Source organism: Rurimicrobium arvi (assembly GCF_039540495.1).
Lineage (GTDB): Bacteria > Bacteroidota > Bacteroidia > Chitinophagales > Chitinophagaceae > Rurimicrobium > Rurimicrobium arvi.
Genome location: NZ_BAABEZ010000004.1, coordinates 17,165 through 35,686, shown reverse-complemented (window position 1 = coordinate 35,686; position 18,522 = coordinate 17,165). Strand labels below are relative to the sequence as shown.

The following is an 18,522-nucleotide window of genomic DNA, read 5'->3' as shown; positions in this document are numbered from 1 at the left end:
AGCCCGCAAAATTTGGTGAAGTGAAACTAAAATCCTTTCTGGCAAAGCCGTATGCCTATGCGGTGCAAAAGAAAATCCGCAGGAATATGGCCAATGCCGTCGAAGATCAGTCGGCCATTTTACAGCAACTGCTGAAGAATGGCAAACTGACCCTGTTTGGTAAGGATCACCATATGGAAGACGTAAAGGAATACGAAGAATTCAGACAGGCGATTCCGGTCCGCGATTACGAAGGAATCAGGCATTATATAGATCAGATCAAAAGTGGCACTGAAAATGTGCTCTGGCGCGGCAAGCCGATGTATTTCGCGAAAACTTCCGGCACCACGAGCGGTGTAAAATATATCCCCATCAGCAAAGATTCCATCAGCAACCATATTGATACAGCCAAGTATGCATTGCTGAACTATATGGCCGAAACCGGCCGGCCTGAGTTTGCCGACGGTAAAATGATCTTCCTGTCGGGCTCTCCCACGCTGGAGCGTGTAGGTGGTATTCCCACGGGCCGTTTATCCGGTATCGTTAACCATTTTGTACCGGGATATCTTCGTCGGAACCAGATGCCGAGTTTTGAAACCAACTGCATTGAAGACTGGGAAACAAAACTCCATAAGATCGTTACCGAAACCAGTAAGCAGGATATGCGTCTGATCAGCGGCATCCCGCCATGGATGCAGATGTATTTCGACTGGCTCAGTGAGGCAAATGAAGGAAAAAAAATAAAGGAGCTTTTCCCGAACCTTCAGGTGATTGTACACGGAGGCGTGAATTTTCAACCGTATCGGGCCAAGCTTATGGAAAGCCTCGGCGGCAATGTGGATACAATCGAGACATTCCCCGCTTCCGAAGGCTTCTTTGCATTTCAGGATTCGCAAAAGGATGAAGGCCTGCTGCTGAATACGAATTCAGGAATTTTCTTCGAATTTATTCCGGCTGCAGAAATCTTTTCGGAAAATCCGCGCCGGCTCACACTGAAAGACGTTCAGTTGGGCGAAAATTATGCATTGATCGTTAACAGCAATGCAGGGCTTTGGGGGTATAATATCGGTGATACCGTGAAATTTTTGAGCCTGGATCCGTATCGTATTGTTGTCACCGGAAGGATCAAGCACTTTATATCGGCTTTTGGCGAGCATGTGATTGCTGAAGAAGTGGAATATGCTATGAGAATAGCTGCCGAAAAGCATGGAGCCCATATTATTGAATTTACCGTGGCCCCTATGATACAAACTACAGATGGCAGCCTTCCTTACCATGAATGGCTCGTTTCCTTTGAGCAGGCTCCGGATGATCTGACTGCGTTTGCCACAACACTGGACGAAACGCTGCGACAGAAAAACGTTTATTATGATGACCTGTTGCGCGGAGCCATTTTACAGACGCTGAAAGTAACCCCCATGCATCCGCATGCGTTTATAGAATACATGAAAAGCATCGGAAAACTGGGAGGACAGAATAAAGTGCCGCGATTGAGCAACGACCGGGTGATTGCAGATGCAATGGCTCCGTTTAAAGCGTAATTCAGACAGGCAGATAAATGTCGAAGCGGGCGCCTTTTTGCATCGCACCGGTTGCCCTGATGACACCTCCGTGATTGTCGACGATCTTCTTCACAATAGCCAGCCCGATACCTGTACCGCTGAACTCTTCTTTTTCATGCAGTCTCTGGAATACTTCAAAGATCCGCTCGCTGAATTCCTGGTTGAAACCGATGCCGTTGTCTTCAACAGCAATATGCGCATACTTTTTATCGGCCTTCAGCGGCACTGAAGACACTTCGATTGCCTCAACTTCTCTGTAGGAAATATGGATGCGGCCATCGGCACCGTTGCGCATAAACTTGATCGCATTGCCCGTGAGATTATGTAAGAGCTGGTAAATCTGGAACGGAATAGCGTGCAGGGTACCCATCGGGTCGGAACTGAAACGGATGTTTTTTTCTGTTATGGTCTCCTGGAACTCTTTCAGGACATCCTGCAGGATCAGGTTCAGGTCGCAATCCGTAAAAGCCTGCTCATTATTGTTCGCACGTGAATAGATCAGCAGATCCTGTATCAGCTTTTGCATTCTGGCTGCAGAGAGTTGCATGCGCTCAAAATAGCTTCTGCCTTTATCAGACAGGTTATTCAATTCTTTCTCTATAATACGGCCCGCAAAAATCTGGATTTTCCGCAGCGGTTCCTGCAGGTCGTGGCTGGATACATAAGCAAACGACTGCAGTTCCGTATTCATTTTTTCCAGTTCTTCATTTTTCTGAAGCAGCAGTTCTGCCTGTATCCTGATCTGATCATCCGCCTCCTTTCGTTTGGTAAGATCATGCGTTACTTTTGAAAAGCCGATTATATTCCTGTCCTGATCCCGTATTGCGGTGATCAGAACATCAGCCCAGAAAAGAGAACCGTCTTTTTTTACCCTTACCCCTTCGTGTTTGGCTTTCCCCGACTCGGCTGCCTGTGCAAGCAGTTGCTGCGGTAGTTGCCTGGCCCTGTCCTGATCGGTATAAAACAGGGAAAAATTTTTACCGATGATTTCTTCGGCAGTGTACCCTTTAATTTTTTCAGCGCCTTTATTCCAGTTCTCTATAATGCCGTCTTTATTCATGTAGATGATGGCATACTCCTGCACCTCGTTCACCATCAGGTGATAGCGCGCTTCACTTTTTTGCAGCGCCATATTGAGTGTATGAAGTTCGTTGGTTCTTTCCTGCACCTGGTGCTTCAACTCCTGCTCAAACATCTTGTGTTCCTGGATATCTGAGCTGGTACCTACCCAGAGGTAGATATTCTTATCACTGTCGCGTTGGGGAATAGCCCTGCTCAGCATCCAGCGGTATTGACCCGCTTTATTCAGAAACCGGTGCTCGGAGACAAATTCCATTCCACTTTCGAGGGATCGCTGCCATTTCTGAAGATGTACTTCGCGGTCTTCCGGGTGCGTTTGCAAATGCAGAAAAGAACGGCGGATCAGTTCTGCTTCACTAAGGCCAGTTTCCTCTATGGTCGCTTTATTAAAATAATTGAAAATACCCTCGGCATCTGTCGTCCATACAAACTGGGGAATCGCGTCTGCCAGCATGCGGAATTTACGTTCGCTTTCTTTCAGAATATGCTCATAATTGCGCGCATCCGTTATATCTCTAACGGTGCCGATCAGTTTCGCCGGTTCCTGTTTTTCATTGTTTACAAGCACCCCTTTCACTTCGATCCAGCGAATATTTCCGGAGGGAGTAATGATGCGGGAGTTATACTCGAGACGGCCTTTTTCAAATGCTCTTTTGAATGCTTCTTTCCGTATTTCCGCATCTTCAGGATGAATACAGTCAGTCAGCTCCCTGTGGGTATAAGACCGTGTTTCTTCCAATTGGAAAATGCTGAAAAATCTCGGAGAGGAAGTGATAGTGTTGGTAAGCAGGTCTAGTTCCCATGTGCCGAGTTCACTGGCTTCAAGCATTACTTTTCTGCGTGCCTCTTCTTCATGAAGCGCGAGGTTGAAAGAAACACGTTCATGGATGTCGGTTCCGGCATGAATAAAGCCCAGGAAATCACCATGTTTATCTACCCGCGCCACTGAGCGCGAGGAGATCCAGCGGTACGTGTTCTGGTAGTCGCGCAAACGCATTTCTATTGAAAAACTGTGTCTGTTGGCCAGCGCTTTTTTATAAGCATCTTCATATACTGCACGCTCGTCCGGATGAATGAACGACAGCCAGTGTTCAAAGCTGACGGAGCCTGTTTTATTGCCAAGAAAGTCGAGGGCTGCCGTATTAAAATATTCGAAGCGGCCGGAAGGTTCGGAAATCCAGATCATCACCGGCGCAGTGTCGGCAACGGAACGGAAATGCTGTTCACTTTCCAGTATGGCTTCGCGCGCTTTTACTTTATCTGTCACATCGTTTACGGTGACCATGATGCCATAAACATTGTCTTCATGATCCTTAAGCGCTGCATACTCAAAGTCGAGGTAAAACCGCTGCATGCCGTTGCTTCCTTCAACAAAAGCCACGGACTCTTTTTCTGTATGTACGATACCCTGCTGATACACCTGGTCCAGAAGTTCCATGTACTTCTGATTGCGTAGTTCCGGGAATGCATCATCTATGCGCTTTCCCAATACCTCGGATTCTTCCCGCCTCCAGATGTTTTCAAACATTTTCCGGTTGGCCATTTCCACTATATGCTCCGGCCCGCGGAAAATGGTCATCGGGATCGGGGAATCCATCACCATTTTTTTAAACCTTGCCTCACTTTCCTTTAGCTGATGACGCGCCAGGAAAGAGTCGGTCACTTCCGTCACCACCACCATAAAACCATCAATTTCCTGACGGCTGTTGGATACGGGCTGGTAAATAAAATTAAAGTACGCACTTTGGATCTGCCCGTTCCTCATGAGCGGAACATGGAAATCCGAAGCCTTAAAAGGTTCTCCGGTTTGTAATAAATTATCCAGGATGCCCTCAATACTCGTCCGCACTTCAGGAAGGGATTCAAACAAAGGTTTATCGACAAACTCTTCTTTTTTACGTTTGATCAACGCCAGGTATTGTTCATTGGCCAGTTCTGCAATTAATAAAGGTCCGCGGAAAACAGCAATTCCTACCGGAGCCTGTTCTACCATGCGCATAAATTCCGGACTGCTTCCGCCGCTGTTTTCAGACTGTCCGTCTGCCGTGACAACCGAACCGAAAACCGCCGGCCGGGAGGTATCCGTATGCCCCATCCATTGCAGATTGCAGTAAAGCAGTTGATGCCGCCATTGCCACAGACAGTTTTTTTGCGGTGCTGCGGGCGATAGCTTTTCCGCTGCAGTCAATATCTCTGTCAGTCCGAGTTGCGCCAGCGGACAACCGATAAAACTGATGTCGGCCTGTGTGAGCGACTGAAAACTATCATTGAAGAAAAGTCTGCGTTGTGCACCCAGCAGCAAAAATGATGGAGTGGTACATAAATGCAGGAACGGCAGGAGTGAATCCGGGTCGATATCATCTTCTCCCGATTGATCGAGTATCGTATGTGCATAAGCTCCCGTAACGCCAGCGAGTAAATAGCGGCGATGGTTATTCCGGGTCGCAGAAGAGCTTATATGCATTACAGACTTATGTAACTATAGTGAGTAAAAATAACCGATTTGCGGTAAATGTGCGGCTTCATTGTTTTTATCAATATCCTAAAAGCATGTTTCAGAAATAATTATCGGAAAGAAGCATAAAAACGGAGAAATTTGCCCCGCTTCAACAAAGCATAGTATATATGAACAGTCATCTAAACCAGCTAAAGCAACAGATAGAACCGCTCAGACAGGAGATCATACACCATCCCTTATACAGCCATATTCATACAATCGAAGATTTGAAAATTTTCATGGAATACCATGTGTATGCTGTATGGGATTTTATGTCGCTGTTGAAATCGTTGCAGAATCAGCTTACCTGTACATCTGTTCCCTGGGTGCCTTCAGGAAATCCTGAAACCCGTTTCCTGATCAATGAAATTGTTTGCGGCGAAGAATCGGATGTAGATCAGAACGGCGTACGTAAAAGCCATTTCGAATTATACAGAGATGCAATGGCGCAATGCGGAGCTGATTACGCTGCGATCGATTCATTTATTGCATCTGTTATCAGCACGCAGAATATAGAAAGCGCTTTTATCAGTGCAGGTACACCGGAAGCGGCGCGTACCTTTGTAAACGGCACCTTCAATGTGATTGCCAGCAAAAATGCAGCGCTGCAGGCAGCCGTATTCACTTTCGGACGGGAGGATCTGATCCCTGATATGTTCCTTTCCATGGTTAACGATATTTATCAGCGGGTGCCGGAATCAATAGCTGTTTTCAAATATTATCTTGAACGTCATATCGAAGTGGACGGCGATCATCACAGTCATCTGGCCTTACAGATGACGGAAGAGTTGTGCGGGTCGGATGAGCAACTGTGGCAACAGGCATCGATTGCGGTGAAACAGTCGCTGCAAAATCGTATAACCCTTTGGAACGGAGCGATGAACGCGATTATAGCAGCGAAGGCTTAGGTAGTTTTTCCACATCAGGATACAGGCGGGGCGCGGCGCTCCGCCTTTTTGTTAGTATCGTGTGCCGATTTACCCACAGTTGTGTATTTCTTTCGGAAGTGTTCTGCAAAACGGATTTTATTTTCGGGGTTCTAATGACATCAGCTATGGAACTGGAACAATTGATATTACATGTGGAAGCATTGATCTTTGCAAGTGAGCGCCCGATCACTCCTGCGGAAATCGCGGACCACGTAAGTCAGGCGCTGGAGGAAGAAATTGATGCGGTAAGAGTAGAGGCAGCTGTAGACGCTATCCGTGAAAAATATGAAGCAGGTTTTTATCCCTTCCATATCCGGGAAATCGGCGGCGGATACCAATTCCTTACCAAGAAAGATTACCATAAAACAGTACTCCAGCTTAATGGAGACAAACATATAAAAAAGTTGTCCGCGGCGGCTATGGAGACTTTAGCGATTATTGCCTATAAGCAGCCGATCACCAAAGGTGATATTGAATTTATCAGGGGGGTCAGCGCTGATTATTCTATTCAGAAATTGTTGGAGAAAGAACTGATCGCCATTGTAGGCCGCAATGAAGAGGCTGTTGGAAAACCACTGCTGTACAGTGTTTCACGCAATTTTATGGACTATCTGGGCATCAACTCACCTGCACAGTTGCCGCAATTGAAAGATATTAATATCGATATGGTATTACCATCCAGTGCCGCGGAAGCGCAACCAGCGGATGCTGTAACGGCAGCTTTGACGGTGGATGGCGAAGGTAATCTGAATGAGCATCAGGCATAATTACCTGATAAATAAACAATTATATTTATACATAGGGAAAGGAAATGCGAAAAAAATTTGCATTTCCTTTTGTTTTCTACTTTTTCGCATTATCTTACGCCAACAAACTTCAAAAAAAATCTGTTTTGAAAAGATATTTACTTTCTCTTGCGTTGTTTTTGCCTACTCTGGTAGAGGCGCAAAAGCACCATGAAGCGGGGATTTCTTTCGGAGTGGCCAACTATTATGGTGATTTACAAACCAAAATGTTGCCTTCAACGGACTATCATCCGATGATCGGAGTTTCCTATAAACTATTCATGACACCTCAGGTCGGTTTGCGGTTTGGCGCGTCATATACCACAATATCAGGGGCAGACAGCCTTTCAGACATTAAAGCTCATTACCTGCGCAATCTCAGTTTTGCATCCCGTATCATTGAAGCACATGCAGGTGTTGAATATAATTTCTGGCCGGTAGATCGCGTTCGTTCGCGTATCAGTCCTTATGTATTTGCCGGTGTAGGCGTTTTCTACAGCAATCCTTACACGAACAATCAGAATGGTGATAAGGTTTACCTCCGTCCGCTGAGTACAGAAGGACAGGGATTACCTGCCTACCCTGATCGCAAGGTTTACTCGAATATAAATGTATCTTTTCCGTTCGGAGCAGGTATGAAATTCCTGGTGAACAAAACGCTCGTCGTAAGCGGAGAAGTGGGTCTGAGACCTACTACCACCGACTATCTGGATGATGTGAGCAAATCTTACGTAAACCTCGATACGCTCGTAAAATACAAGGGTATGCAGGCTGCTAAACTTTCCTACAGAGGCAATACCGCTTCCGGATGGGATGGCAACTATGTTACTTATACCGATAAGCGTGGAGACAGCCGTTCAAACGACTGGATGTGGTTTGCAAATATTACCATTTCTATTTACTTCAATTCAGGCGGCAACAGTCGTACCTACTGGCAGACAACCTGTCCGCGCGGACGCAGAAGCAGCAGTCGCTGATAACTTTTACTTCATTCAGAAACTCCGGTACTTTATACCGGAGTTTTTTTATGTGCCTGCGCTAATTGAGAGCGCATCTTTTATTTTTGTCACTCAAATGTTTATTATGACTTTTCTGAAATCGTCCCGGAATATAGCTTCCATAGTGTTATTGTCTCTCAGCGCAGCAATTACCGGTTGCGGTGAAGACAAACCTGCGGCAGAGAAAGCACCTGTTGCGGAGACTACACCAGCGTCCAAACCGGTACAGATCATTCCGCATCAGGTAGTGGCCACATACACCCATGATACGTCACTGTTCACGGAAGGTTTTTTGTTCCACGAAGGAAAGTTATATGAAAGCACCGGGTCTCCGGAAGAAGATCCGGAACTGAGATCGGTAATCGGCACGATAGCGCTTCCCTCCGGTGTATTTACCCGCAAGGTGGAAATAGATAAGACGAAATATTTCGGTGAAGGCATCAGCTTTCTGAATGGAAAGATGTATCAGCTTACCTATAAAAATAAAATGGGCTTCATATATGATGCAAAAACATTTGCTCAGACGGGTACCTTCAACTACGACAACGCTGAAGGCTGGGGCCTGACCACAGACGGTACACAACTGATCATGAGCGATGGTACCGATGCGCTTACCTTTATCGATCCTGCAACGATGAAGCCTTCCCGCCAGATCAAAGTAATGGAAGCAGGTGTGCCGCTGCCTTATCTGAATGAGCTGGAGTATATCAACGGTTATATTTATGCGAATGTCTGGATGACGAACTATATCGTGAAGATCAATCCGAAAGACGGTCAGGTGGAAGGGCGCCTGGATCTGAATCCTGTTGCCTATGATGCCCGCAGTAAATCGCAACGTGCCGAAGTAATGAATGGCATAGCGTTTGATCCTGCGTCGCAGAAGGTATACGTAACAGGAAAGATGTGGCCTAAGATCTACGAGATAAAATTTGCATTCTAGCTCAGAAGCGCATACGCTCCGAAAGCAAACAGGTAAGCCAGTACACCCATATACAGGAATTGAATTACCGGGTATTTCCATGATCCGGTTTCACGCTTTGTGATTGCGAGCGTGCTCATACATTGCAGCGCAAAAACATAGAACAACAACAGGGAAACACCTGTTCCCAGTGTGTACATGGGACTTCCGTCAGCTTTTTTTGCTGCGCGCATCTTGTCCCGCAGAGAAGCGTCAGGATTGTCTGTATCGCCAACACTATAGAGTGTGGCCATAGTGCCTACAAAGACTTCTCTTGCGGCAAATGATGTGATCAGTGCAATACCGATGCGCCAGTCATATCCCAGCGGACGGATAACGGGTTCGATGCTGTGACCCAATTTTCCCGCGTAGGAATTTGCCAGTTTCTCAGTAGCCATATCTGCATTCAGTCGAGCAACCTCGGTAGGGCGCAGGCGTTTCAGCGTTTCGTATTTCTGATCGATTGCCTTCATCTGTTCGGAAGGTCCGAAGGTGCTCAGGCCCCATAAGATAATAGAAATGATCAGAATTACTTTCCCGGCATCCCTTACAAAAATCTGCGCTTTTTCCAGCATGGTCACTCCCACATTCTTCCAGCGCGGCGCGCGGTAAACCGGTAATTCCATCAGGAAAAAGGTCTTTTCTTTAACCCGGATAAACAGATTGGATATTTTCGCTACAATGAGTGCAACGACAAACCCCAGCATATACAAGCCCATCAGTACCAGACCCTGAAGGTTGAAAATGCCCAGTATCTTTTGTTCCGGTATCACGAGCCCGATTAATATCGTATAAACAGGCAGTCGCGCCGAACAGCTCATCAGCGGCGTAATGAGAATGGTTATCAGGCGTTCCTTTTTATTCTGGATCGTACGTGCAGCCATGATAGCCGGTACGGCACAGGCCATCCCGCTGATCAGCGGCATTACGGAACGCCCGTTCAGCCCCACGCTGCGCATCAGCCGGTCGCTCAGGAAGGAGATACGCGCCATATATCCGGAATCTTCCAGTATGGTGATCAGTCCGAACAGGATCATGATCTGGGGGATGAATACAGCGACACCGCTGATACCAGCCAGTACCCCATTGATCAGCAGGTCCGATAAAAGTCCCTGAGGTAAGATGTCTGACAACCATCCGCCCAGATGCCCGAATGCCCCCTCTACCCAGTCCATCGGATACGCCGATAGCGAGAAGATGCTTTGAAACAGTAAAAACAATACGGTAAGCAATACCAGGTTGCCCCAGAGCGGATGCAGCAATATCCGGTCGATACGTTCGCTGCGCAGACTTTTCTGCCGAGGAGTATCTTCATGCAGGGATTTTTTCAGTATCTCGCTGATATTGCGGTAGCGAAGCAATACTTCTTCAGCCTGTATGCGGGATTTATGAAATTTGGATTCGCCCATCAGTGCTGCCAGCTGAATGCGTTGCGCAGCATTCAGGAAAGATACTTCGGGCAATTGACAGCAGATCTGCATGGCACCGTACAGCGTGGCACATCCGGCAATTTCGGAGGCCGTGATGATCCACGATCCGCAAAGCTGCTCAATATCAATAAAATCTTTCCGGAGAGAAGGATATTTACCGGAATGCACGTCTTCCAGTGCTTTCTTCAGTTGACCGATACCCTTGTTTTTGCGGGGATTCAGTGCAATAACGGGAATACCGAGTTGTCGCTGCAATTCCGGCACATCAATTGTGATCCCTTTATTTGCGGCAATATCAATCATCGTCAGGCCCAGTACCACGGGGATACCCAGGTCCATGATCTGCGTACAGAGAAGCAGATTGCGTTTGAGTGCGGCCGCATCTGCGATCACAACAGCCATATCCGGTCGGTCGGGATTCGCGCAATCCAGCAGCACGTCAAATACTACCTGTTCATCATTACTTTTAGGATACAGACTGTAGGTGCCGGGAAGATCTATAATCTGCACCTCTTCTCCGGATGGGAGCTGGGTACGGCCGGTTTTCTTATCTACGGTGACCCCGGCAAAATTCCCTACCCGTTGATTCAGACCGGTTAAGGCATTAAACAGAGAGGTTTTTCCGCAATTGGGATTACCGACCAGTGCTATTGAATAGGAACGACGCATTCGTTTACGGCTGCAAAGATATTCTAAAGAATGCAGCAAATCAGGACCGATGCGCAGGCAGGTATCGTTTATTTCACCAAAATTGTCACTAAAAAGCCATTTATCTGATTGTATATTTGCCGCTTAGGGTTATTTTTGCTTGTATTTACGCGCTCAACGATCAGTTATCATATGAATTTATTTTTTTTAAATGTGGCAACGGACTCTTTGTCAGACTATTTGCCAATCGTACTCCAGGTTTTTCTGGCTTTGGGAATAGTGGCCATTATGATGGGAGGATCGCATCTGTTGGGTCCTAAAAGGAAAACAAAAGATAAGCTCGCCAACTTTGAGAGTGGTATCAAGGCTATCGGTAATGCGCGCCAGCCAATGGCGATCAAATATTTCCTGGTAGCTATCCTGTTTGTATTATTTGATGTGGAGGTAATATTCTTTTACCCGTATGCGGTGAATTTCAGAGACCTGGGTCAGGAAGGATTTTTTGCTGTAATTATGTTTGTGGCCTTTTTCCTGTTAGGTTTTATCTACATTATCAAGAAGGGAGCCCTGAAGTGGGAGGATTAATTAATCAGTAAACAAAAAGTGGTTTCTGCTTTACAGAAAGAATTATGGGTCGTCCGGTACAGTACAATACGAATTTAGACAATAAGAAGCCTGTTATTCCGGAAGGATATTCGGGAGAAGGCTTTCACGCCACCACGCTGGATCATCTGATCGGGCTGGGGCGTTCACACTCTTTATGGCCATTGCCTTTTGCGACATCCTGCTGTGGAATTGAATTTATGGCTACGATGGGTTCCAACTACGACCTCGGTCGCTTCGGTGCCGAGCGTATGGGATTCACACCGCGCCAGTGCGATGTGTTGCTGGTGGCCGGAACTATTTCCAAAAAACTTGCTCCCGTATTGCGTCAGGTTTACCTGCAGATGGCCGAGCCCCGCTGGGTGGTGGCGATCGGCGCCTGTGCTTCAAGCGGTGGTATATTCGACAGCTACTCGGTGTTGCAGGGAATCGACCAGGTGATACCTGTAGATGTTTACGTGCCGGGTTGTCCTCCGCGTCCGGAAGGGATCCTGGACGGCATTATGCGTATCCAGGACCTGGTGAAAAATGAAAGTATTCGCAGACGTACACATCCGCGTTACAAACAATTGATGGAAAGCTACGGCATCGAATAATATTACAGCAAACAATGACCAACGAACAAATACAACAAGCACTCAGCAGCCGTTTCGGCGATGGTGTGTGGGGGTTTGAAGAAACATTCGGCATTTTCTCCTGTTATATCAAAGCGGATCTGAACATGGACATTCTTCGTTTTCTGAATGAAGAACCGTCTATGGGTTTTCAGTTTCTGACAGATATTACGGCCGTTCATTTCCCGGATAAAAAAGACGAAGAGTTGTGTATTGTATACCACCTGCACAATCTTGTCGCAAATAAGCGTTTGCGTTTGCGGGCTTCCGTTCCGATTTCCAGACCGGATATCGAGACAGCAGTGCCGTTGTACTCCGGTGCAAACTGGATGGAGCGCGAAACGTATGATTTTTTTGGTGTGAATTTCGTGGGACATCCGAATCTGGTCCGCATTCTGAATGCAGATGAGATGAACTATTTCCCGATGCGAAAGGAATATCCGATGGAAGATCCAACCCGTACGGATAAAGATGATGAAATGTTTGGAAGAGGCTGATAATACATCCGTTTAAAAAATCAGAACAATGTCAGATCAACACATACAACATATACAGCTTGCCGAGGAATCTATCCAGAAGCAAACGACCACGCTGAACCTGGGACCCACGCACCCTGCAACGCACGGTATCTTCGAGAATGTACTCGAGATCGACGGCGAAAAAGTGCTGAGTGCCACACAGCGTCTGGGTTATATCCACCGTGCTTTCGAAAAGATTGCCGAGCGTCGTCCCTTCGGGCAGATTCAACCGCTCACAGACCGGCTGAATTATTGCTCGGCACCTATCAATAACATAGGATGGCAGCTGACCGTTGAAAAATTACTGGGTCTCACAATGCCTAAACGCGTGGATTACCTGCGCGTTATTATGATGGAGCTTGCCCGTATCGCAGATCACCTGATCTGTAATTCAGTGGTAGCGGTGGATACCGGGGCACTTACCCCTTTCACCTACGTGTTCCAGGTGCGTGAGCGCATTTATGAGATTTATGAGTCGATCTGCGGCGCCCGGCTTACCACCAATATCGGTCGTATCGGCGGGTTCGAGCGCAACTTCAACGAAGATACCTGGAATAAGCTGTCCAAGCTGATGGAGCTCCTGCCTAAGGCGCTTACCGAATTCGAAACATTACTGAACCGCAACCGCATTTTTATGGATCGCTGTATTGATGCCGGTCCTATCAGTGCTGAACGCGCATTGAATTATGGCTTTACCGGTCCGAATCTTCGTGCGACGGGTGTAGACTATGATGTGCGCGTGCATACCCCATACTGCTCTTACGAAGATTTTCAATTTGACATCCCCGTAGGTTCCAGGGGTGACGTATATGACAGGTACATGGTGCGCAACGGTGAAATGTGGCAGAGTATCAGCATCATCAACCAGGCAATCGATAAGCTCAAAGACCTTGATCCTTCCGTTTATCATGCAGATGTTCCTGCATACTATCTTCCTGAAAAGAAAGATGTATACACAAAGATGGAAGCGTTGATCTATCACTTCAAAATTGTAATGGGAGAGATAGACATTCAAGCCGGAGAAGTATACCAGGCAGTTGAAGGCGGAAACGGCGAACTGGGTTATTACCTGATCAGTGATGGCGGCCGCGCCCCGTTCCGGCTCCATTTCCGCAGACCCTGCTTTATTTATTATCAGGCTTACCCGGAAATGATTAAGGATGGATTGCTCAGTGATGCGGTAATCACACTCAGCAGCCTGAATGTAATCGCAGGAGAATTGGATGCCTAAAGGCGACTATTAATTATTTTAATTCAGCAGAAGTAAACAATGAATATTCAGTTTTCTCCCGAAAAGATGATCAAAGTGCAAGAGATCATTGCCCGCTATCCGGAAGGAAAGCAAAAAAGTGCACTGATCCCTTTGCTGCATCTGGCACAGGAAGAATTTGGCGGATGGCTGGACGTGCCGGTCATGGATTATGTAGCCGGAATTCTGAACATCAAGCCGATAGAAGTATATGAGGTGGCTACCTTTTACACGATGTTCAACATGAAGCCGGTGGGCCGTTATGTGCTGGAAGTGTGTCAGACGGGTCCCTGTATGCTTTGCGGCAGCGACCAGATCATCTCGCATATCAAAAACAAGCTGGGTATCAAAGAAGGAGAGACCACACCTGATGGCCTGTTCACACTGAAGCCTGCTGAATGCCTGGGAGCATGCGGTTATGCACCGATGATGCAACTCGGCAAGTTCTTTAAAGAACACCTGACAATTGAAAAAGTAGATGCATTGCTGGACGAACTGCGCGCTGCAGCCGGCAATTAGTAATAAACATCACCTTTTGTAATGACATTCACAGAAGTAATGGATGCCCTCCGGTCGTTCAGCGATGAGCAAACCCGAAAGACGTGGATCAACCACGGCGCAAAGGGCGAAGTTTGGGGTGTGAAGGTGGGTGATATGAAAGTCATACAAAAGAAAATCAAGCGGGATCATGAGCTGGCTTTGCAGCTGTTTGATTCGGGTGTGCCGGATGCCATGTATTTCGGCGGGCTTATCTCAGAGCCTTTAAAAATGAGTAAAGATGAATTGCGCCAATGGGCTACATCGGCTAACTGGTATATGCTCAGTGAATATACGGTTGCCTGGGCGGCTTCAGAAAGCCATTTCGGACATGAGCTGGCGTTGGAGTGGATAGATGCAAAGGAGGAACACGTGATATCTGCCGGTTGGACTACCTACAGCTGTCTGCTCGCTTTGAAGAAAGATGAAGAGCTGGATCTGAAAGAGATCCGTTCGCTGATGAAGCGCATTGAGCAGACGATACACGGGCAACCCAACAGGGTTCGCTATACGATGAACGGATTTCTGATCTCTGCAGGAGGGTATGTGGCCGCACTGACGGAAGAAGCTAAAGCGATCGCGGGAAGGATCGGAAAAGTGCAGGTAGATCAGGGAGGAACGGCTTGTAAAGTTCCCGACCCGGTGGCTTATATCGGCAAGATGGAGCAGGCCGGAAAGATCGGTAAGAAACGTAAAACAGTATTTTGTTAAAACAGCAGTAATTGAACCATCATATCCATATAGAGATCGCATTACCCGCATTGCCCAAACAGGTGATGCATATGCTGACACAGCACAAGGAAGTGGCTCTGTGGACTGGTGAAAATTGTGTTTTTGAAGCGAAGGAAGGCGGAATCATCGAAATGTTTGACGGTTGGATGAGCGGAAAGGTGCTGCATCTTTCGGAATCGGAGCTGCATTATACCTGGAGAACAAATGAATGGGATTCCTCCGTTGCGGATTCGGAAGTGAAAATAGTGCTGAAAAAAGACGGGGATCATACGCATCTTGTACTGGATCAGACCGGGTTGCCGGATGAAAAAGAACGGGATAGTCAGCATTCCTTCTGGATAGAGCTCTTTTTCACGCCGCTGGAAGATTATTTGATGGTCCGTTTTCACCGGGATTGATTTGAAGAAGTCAGGTATTGGTTATAGTTCTTTATTCATTGCATTAAGCGTGCTGTCATTTGCTTCGTTTGCACAAGACACAGCAGCGTTGAAAACAACAGTGATGCGGCTGAACGGAGCATTGACCACCAGGGACGTGCACGCGCTGAAAAAGATGCTGGCTCCACGCATACGGTACGCCCACTCCAATGGCTGGACGGAATCGAGGAAGGAACTGATACACCACCTTTACGACGGAACCTTGTCTTACCGACGTATTGAAAGTGAGATCAGTTCGCTGGCATTGAACGGCAATATCGCGCTGGTGAAAAGCAAAGGCAGCTATGAAGTGCAGATGAAAGGACAGAATGCGGTGTATCATCTGAACGTGCTGCAGATATGGAAATATAAACGGCACCGCTGGCAGCTGATGAGCCGGCAGAGTGAGTTAAGTATAAATCAGTAAAACAAGCGAAGGCATAGCCTTTTGAAATATAGTTATGAAATTACTTTTAGAAAACGCGCATATCGAAGGAATACGGTATTACGACGCCTATCGTAAAAATGGCGGGTATCGTGCCGTGGAGAAGGCTCTGAAGATGGCTCCGGATGATATTGTGGAAGAAGTAAAGAAAAGCGGACTGAGAGGCCGCGGAGGCGCCGGATTTCCTACGGGAATGAAGTGGAGCTTCCTCGCCAAGCCCGAAGGTGTTCCGCGTCACCTTGTGTGCAATGCGGATGAGTCGGAGCCGGGAACGTTTAAAGACCGGTACCTGATGGAGTTCCTGCCGCATTTGTTCGTGGAAGGTCTTATCATCTCCAGTTTCGCGCTCGGTTCCAATGCCACCTATATCTATATCCGCGGCGAGTATGCGTGGATTCCGGATATCCTGGAACAGGCTATTGCTGAAGCAAAGGCAAATGGCTGGCTGGGTAAGAATATCATGGGCAGCGGATTTGATTGTGAAATTTATGTGCAGCGCGGCGCCGGAGCCTATATCTGCGGCGAAGAAACAGCACTTATTGAGAGTCTGGAAGGCAAGCGCGGCAATCCCCGCATCAAACCACCGTTCCCGGCCGTTCAGGGTCTCTGGATGCGCCCAACAGTGGTCAACAATGTGGAGACGATCGCAGCGGTTGTTCCGATTATCAATATGGGCGGCGAGGAATACGGAAAGATCGGCGTGGGACGTTCCACCGGTACGAAACTGATTTCTGCCTGCGGCAATCTGAAACGTCCGGGTGTCTATGAGATACCTTTCGACCTTTCTGTTGAAGAATTTATTTTCGGCGACGAATGGTGTCAGGGTATGGCCAACGGCAAACGTCTGAAAGCCTGTATTCCCGGCGGATCATCCGTTCCGATCCTGCCGGCCAATCTGCTGCTGAAAACCGCTAAGGGAGAAACACGTTATATGAACTATGAAAGCCTTTCCGACGGAGGATTTCAGACAGGTTCGATGCTGGGCTCCGGAGGCTTTATCGTATTGGATGAAGATCAGTGCGTAGTGCGTCATACGATGAGCCTTGCACGTTTTTATAAGCATGAAAGTTGCGGACAATGCAGTCCCTGCCGTGAAGGAACGGGCTGGATGTACCGCATTCTGAAAAAGCTGGAATATGGTCAGGGCACTTCTGCCGATATAGACCTGCTCTGGGATATTCAGAGAAGAATTGAAGGAAATACCATTTGTCCGCTCGGGGATGCGGCTGCATGGCCGGTGGCTGCGGCAATCCGCCATTTCCGCGACGAATTTGAGTGGCACGTACAACATCCGGAAGAAAGTCAGCAACGCAATTTTGGTCTGGCGCATTATGCGGACCCGATTGCAGTAGTGGCTTAAACAGAAGTCTTAGACTTCCTAAAAATTAAACAGTATGTCTGAAGTACCTAATATTAAAGTAACGATCGACAATATAACCGTGGAAGTTCCTGCCGGAACATCCATTCTTGAAGCAGCGCGTAAAATAGGCGGTCAGGTTGCTCCGCCCACGATGTGCTATTACAGCCATCTGAAAGGCAGTGGCGGGAAATGCCGTACCTGCCTGGTAGAGGTGAGCAAGGGTTCGGAAAAAGACCCGCGCCCAATGCCCAAGCTGGTTGCGAGCTGCCGTACAGGTGTGATGGACGGAATGGAAGTGAAAAGCATGACCAGCGAAAAGGTGACCGACGCACGCAAGGGCGTCACAGAATTCCTGCTGCTGAATCATCCGCTCGATTGCCCTGTTTGCGATCAGGCCGGAGAATGCCACCTGCAGGATCTGGGCTATGAACATGGAAAAGAAGGCACCCGTACAGAGTTCGAGCGCCGTACGTTCGAACCCGAAGACCTGGGGCCATATATACAGTTGAACATGAACCGCTGTATCATGTGCTTCCGCTGCGTATTTACTGCAGAGCAGCTCACTGATTACCGTGAGCATGGTATCCTGGACCGTGGAGAGCATGCGCGTATCAGTACCTGTATCAGCAAATCACTGGAGCACGATTTTATCGGCAACGTTATCGACGTTTGTCCGGTAGGCGCGCTTACCGACAAAACATTCCGATTCAAAAACCGTGTATGGTTTACGAAACCTGTGGATGCACACCGCAACTGCTCCAACCCGAAATGTTGCGGAGAAGTGCGTCTGTGGATGCGTGGTGATGAGGTATTCCGCGTTACCGCACGCAAGGACGAATGGGGCGAAGTTGCTGTGGCCAGCAATGGAAAGCCGGGATGGATCTGTAATGAATGCCGCTTCGAAAAGAAAAGCACTAAAGACTGGGTGATCGAAGGGCCAACTAATATCAATCGCCATAGCGTGATCTCCCAGGGTCATTACGACAGAACTGTTCACGAAGCCCAGGTGGAATTACTGGCTGAAGTGATCGGAAAAGAACCGGTGATGAAGATGGATATTCACGATGTGAGCGATGTAAACAAACCGAATGTACACCTGAGTATGATTGACGGTCCGGCACATTCTGAAGACTTCAAATAGGTGTTCCGGTTATTGCAACTGATTCTCAAAATAAAAATTTT

General features: G+C 47.6%; 17 protein-coding genes. 15 read left to right on the top strand and 2 right to left on the bottom strand.

What is annotated here, in order from left to right; genetic code table 11:
* Positions 1 to 20: 20 nt before the first annotated feature.
* Positions 21 to 1,520: a GH3 auxin-responsive promoter family protein gene (locus ABD846_RS03020; RefSeq protein WP_344822547.1), complete on the top strand. Its 1,500-nt coding sequence runs from the start codon at positions 21 to 23 to the stop codon at positions 1,518 to 1,520.
* 1 nt (position 1,521) lies between these two features.
* Here the strand turns inward: ABD846_RS03020 and ABD846_RS03015 are convergent, their stop codons facing one another.
* Positions 1,522 to 5,085: a PAS domain S-box protein gene (locus ABD846_RS03015; protein ID WP_344822545.1), complete on the bottom strand. Its 3,564-nt coding sequence runs from the start codon at positions 5,083 to 5,085 to the stop codon at positions 1,522 to 1,524.
* 161 nt (positions 5,086 to 5,246) lie between these two features.
* On the opposite strand from ABD846_RS03015, the gene ABD846_RS03010 reads away from it, so the two are divergent.
* From ABD846_RS03010 to ABD846_RS02995, 4 genes are all read left to right on the top strand, one after another.
* Positions 5,247 to 6,026, top strand: coding sequence for a DUF3050 domain-containing protein (locus ABD846_RS03010; protein WP_344822543.1), 780 nt, complete (start codon positions 5,247 to 5,249; stop codon positions 6,024 to 6,026).
* Positions 6,027 to 6,160: 134 nt separating this feature from the next.
* Positions 6,161 to 6,814, top strand: a complete 654-nt coding sequence (gene scpB / locus ABD846_RS03005; protein ID WP_344822541.1) for an SMC-Scp complex subunit ScpB — start codon at positions 6,161 to 6,163, stop codon at positions 6,812 to 6,814.
* 125 nt (positions 6,815 to 6,939) lie between these two features.
* The gene (gene porG, locus ABD846_RS03000; RefSeq protein WP_344822539.1) at positions 6,940 to 7,809 is read left to right on the top strand and encodes a type IX secretion system protein PorG; all 870 of its coding nucleotides are present in this window, start codon (positions 6,940 to 6,942) and stop codon (positions 7,807 to 7,809) included.
* A 106-nt stretch (positions 7,810 to 7,915) separates the two neighbouring features.
* Positions 7,916 to 8,770 (top strand): glutaminyl-peptide cyclotransferase, encoded by an 855-nt coding sequence (locus tag ABD846_RS02995; protein WP_344822537.1) that lies wholly within the window; start codon positions 7,916 to 7,918, stop codon positions 8,768 to 8,770.
* On the opposite strand, the gene feoB is transcribed toward ABD846_RS02995, so the two are convergent.
* Entirely contained in the window at positions 8,767 to 10,887 is a 2,121-nt protein-coding gene (feoB, locus tag ABD846_RS02990; RefSeq protein WP_344822535.1) for a ferrous iron transport protein B, read from the bottom strand. The two genes, ABD846_RS02995 and feoB, sit on opposite strands and share 4 nt — an antisense overlap.
* 171 nt (positions 10,888 to 11,058) lie before the next feature.
* Between feoB and ABD846_RS02985 the strand changes: the two genes are divergently transcribed.
* Genes ABD846_RS02985 through ABD846_RS02940 form a run of 10 tightly spaced genes read left to right on the top strand, consistent with a single transcriptional unit; the run spans position 11,059 to position 18,481 of the window.
* Positions 11,059 to 11,451, top strand: a complete 393-nt coding sequence (locus ABD846_RS02985; protein ID WP_344822533.1) for an NADH-quinone oxidoreductase subunit A — start codon at positions 11,059 to 11,061, stop codon at positions 11,449 to 11,451.
* A 44-nt stretch (positions 11,452 to 11,495) separates the two neighbouring features.
* Positions 11,496 to 12,065 carry an NADH-quinone oxidoreductase subunit B gene (locus ABD846_RS02980; RefSeq protein WP_344822531.1) on the top strand — a complete coding sequence of 190 codons (570 nt, stop codon included), beginning with the start codon at positions 11,496 to 11,498 and terminating at the stop codon, positions 12,063 to 12,065.
* Between the two features lie 14 nt (positions 12,066 to 12,079).
* The gene (locus ABD846_RS02975; protein ID WP_344822529.1) at positions 12,080 to 12,580 is read left to right on the top strand and encodes an NADH-quinone oxidoreductase subunit C; all 501 of its coding nucleotides are present in this window, start codon (positions 12,080 to 12,082) and stop codon (positions 12,578 to 12,580) included.
* Between the two features lie 28 nt (positions 12,581 to 12,608).
* Positions 12,609 to 13,832, top strand: a complete 1,224-nt coding sequence (locus tag ABD846_RS02970; RefSeq protein ID WP_344822526.1) for an NADH-quinone oxidoreductase subunit D — start codon at positions 12,609 to 12,611, stop codon at positions 13,830 to 13,832.
* Between the two features lie 39 nt (positions 13,833 to 13,871).
* Entirely contained in the window at positions 13,872 to 14,369 is a 498-nt protein-coding gene (locus ABD846_RS02965; RefSeq protein WP_344822524.1) for an NADH-quinone oxidoreductase subunit NuoE family protein, read from the top strand.
* Between the two features lie 21 nt (positions 14,370 to 14,390).
* Positions 14,391 to 15,098: a DNA alkylation repair protein gene (locus ABD846_RS02960; RefSeq protein ID WP_344822521.1), complete on the top strand. Its 708-nt coding sequence runs from the start codon at positions 14,391 to 14,393 to the stop codon at positions 15,096 to 15,098.
* Positions 15,099 to 15,109: 11 nt separating this feature from the next.
* The gene (locus ABD846_RS02955) at positions 15,110 to 15,517 is read left to right on the top strand and encodes an SRPBCC domain-containing protein (protein ID WP_344822519.1); all 408 of its coding nucleotides are present in this window, start codon (positions 15,110 to 15,112) and stop codon (positions 15,515 to 15,517) included.
* A gap of 1 nt (position 15,518) precedes the next feature.
* A complete protein-coding gene (locus tag ABD846_RS02950) occupies positions 15,519 to 15,962 on the top strand; it encodes a nuclear transport factor 2 family protein (protein WP_344822517.1) in 444 nt (147 codons plus the stop codon).
* A 34-nt stretch (positions 15,963 to 15,996) separates the two neighbouring features.
* A complete protein-coding gene (gene nuoF, locus ABD846_RS02945; protein ID WP_344822515.1) occupies positions 15,997 to 17,340 on the top strand; it encodes an NADH-quinone oxidoreductase subunit NuoF in 1,344 nt (447 codons plus the stop codon).
* A gap of 34 nt (positions 17,341 to 17,374) precedes the next feature.
* A complete protein-coding gene (locus ABD846_RS02940) occupies positions 17,375 to 18,481 on the top strand; it encodes an NADH-quinone oxidoreductase subunit G (protein WP_344822513.1) in 1,107 nt (368 codons plus the stop codon).
* Positions 18,482 to 18,522 lie beyond the last annotated feature (41 nt).

Coding starts and splice junctions, on each gene's coding strand:
- ABD846_RS03015 (WP_344822545.1), bottom strand. CDS start 5,085: ATGCATATAAGCTCTTCTGCGACCCGGAATAACCATCGCCGCTATTTA.
- ABD846_RS03010 (WP_344822543.1), top strand. CDS start 5,247: ATGAACAGTCATCTAAACCAGCTAAAGCAACAGATAGAACCGCTCAGA.
- scpB (WP_344822541.1), top strand. CDS start 6,161: ATGACATCAGCTATGGAACTGGAACAATTGATATTACATGTGGAAGCA.
- ABD846_RS02995 (WP_344822537.1), top strand. CDS start 7,916: ATGACTTTTCTGAAATCGTCCCGGAATATAGCTTCCATAGTGTTATTG.
- feoB (WP_344822535.1), bottom strand. CDS start 10,887: ATGCGTCGTTCCTATTCAATAGCACTGGTCGGTAATCCCAATTGCGGA.
- ABD846_RS02985 (WP_344822533.1), top strand. CDS start 11,059: ATGAATTTATTTTTTTTAAATGTGGCAACGGACTCTTTGTCAGACTAT.
- ABD846_RS02980 (WP_344822531.1), top strand. CDS start 11,496: ATGGGTCGTCCGGTACAGTACAATACGAATTTAGACAATAAGAAGCCT.
- ABD846_RS02975 (WP_344822529.1), top strand. CDS start 12,080: ATGACCAACGAACAAATACAACAAGCACTCAGCAGCCGTTTCGGCGAT.
- ABD846_RS02970 (WP_344822526.1), top strand. CDS start 12,609: ATGTCAGATCAACACATACAACATATACAGCTTGCCGAGGAATCTATC.
- ABD846_RS02965 (WP_344822524.1), top strand. CDS start 13,872: ATGAATATTCAGTTTTCTCCCGAAAAGATGATCAAAGTGCAAGAGATC.
- ABD846_RS02960 (WP_344822521.1), top strand. CDS start 14,391: ATGACATTCACAGAAGTAATGGATGCCCTCCGGTCGTTCAGCGATGAG.
- nuoF (WP_344822515.1), top strand. CDS start 15,997: ATGAAATTACTTTTAGAAAACGCGCATATCGAAGGAATACGGTATTAC.
- ABD846_RS02940 (WP_344822513.1), top strand. CDS start 17,375: ATGTCTGAAGTACCTAATATTAAAGTAACGATCGACAATATAACCGTG.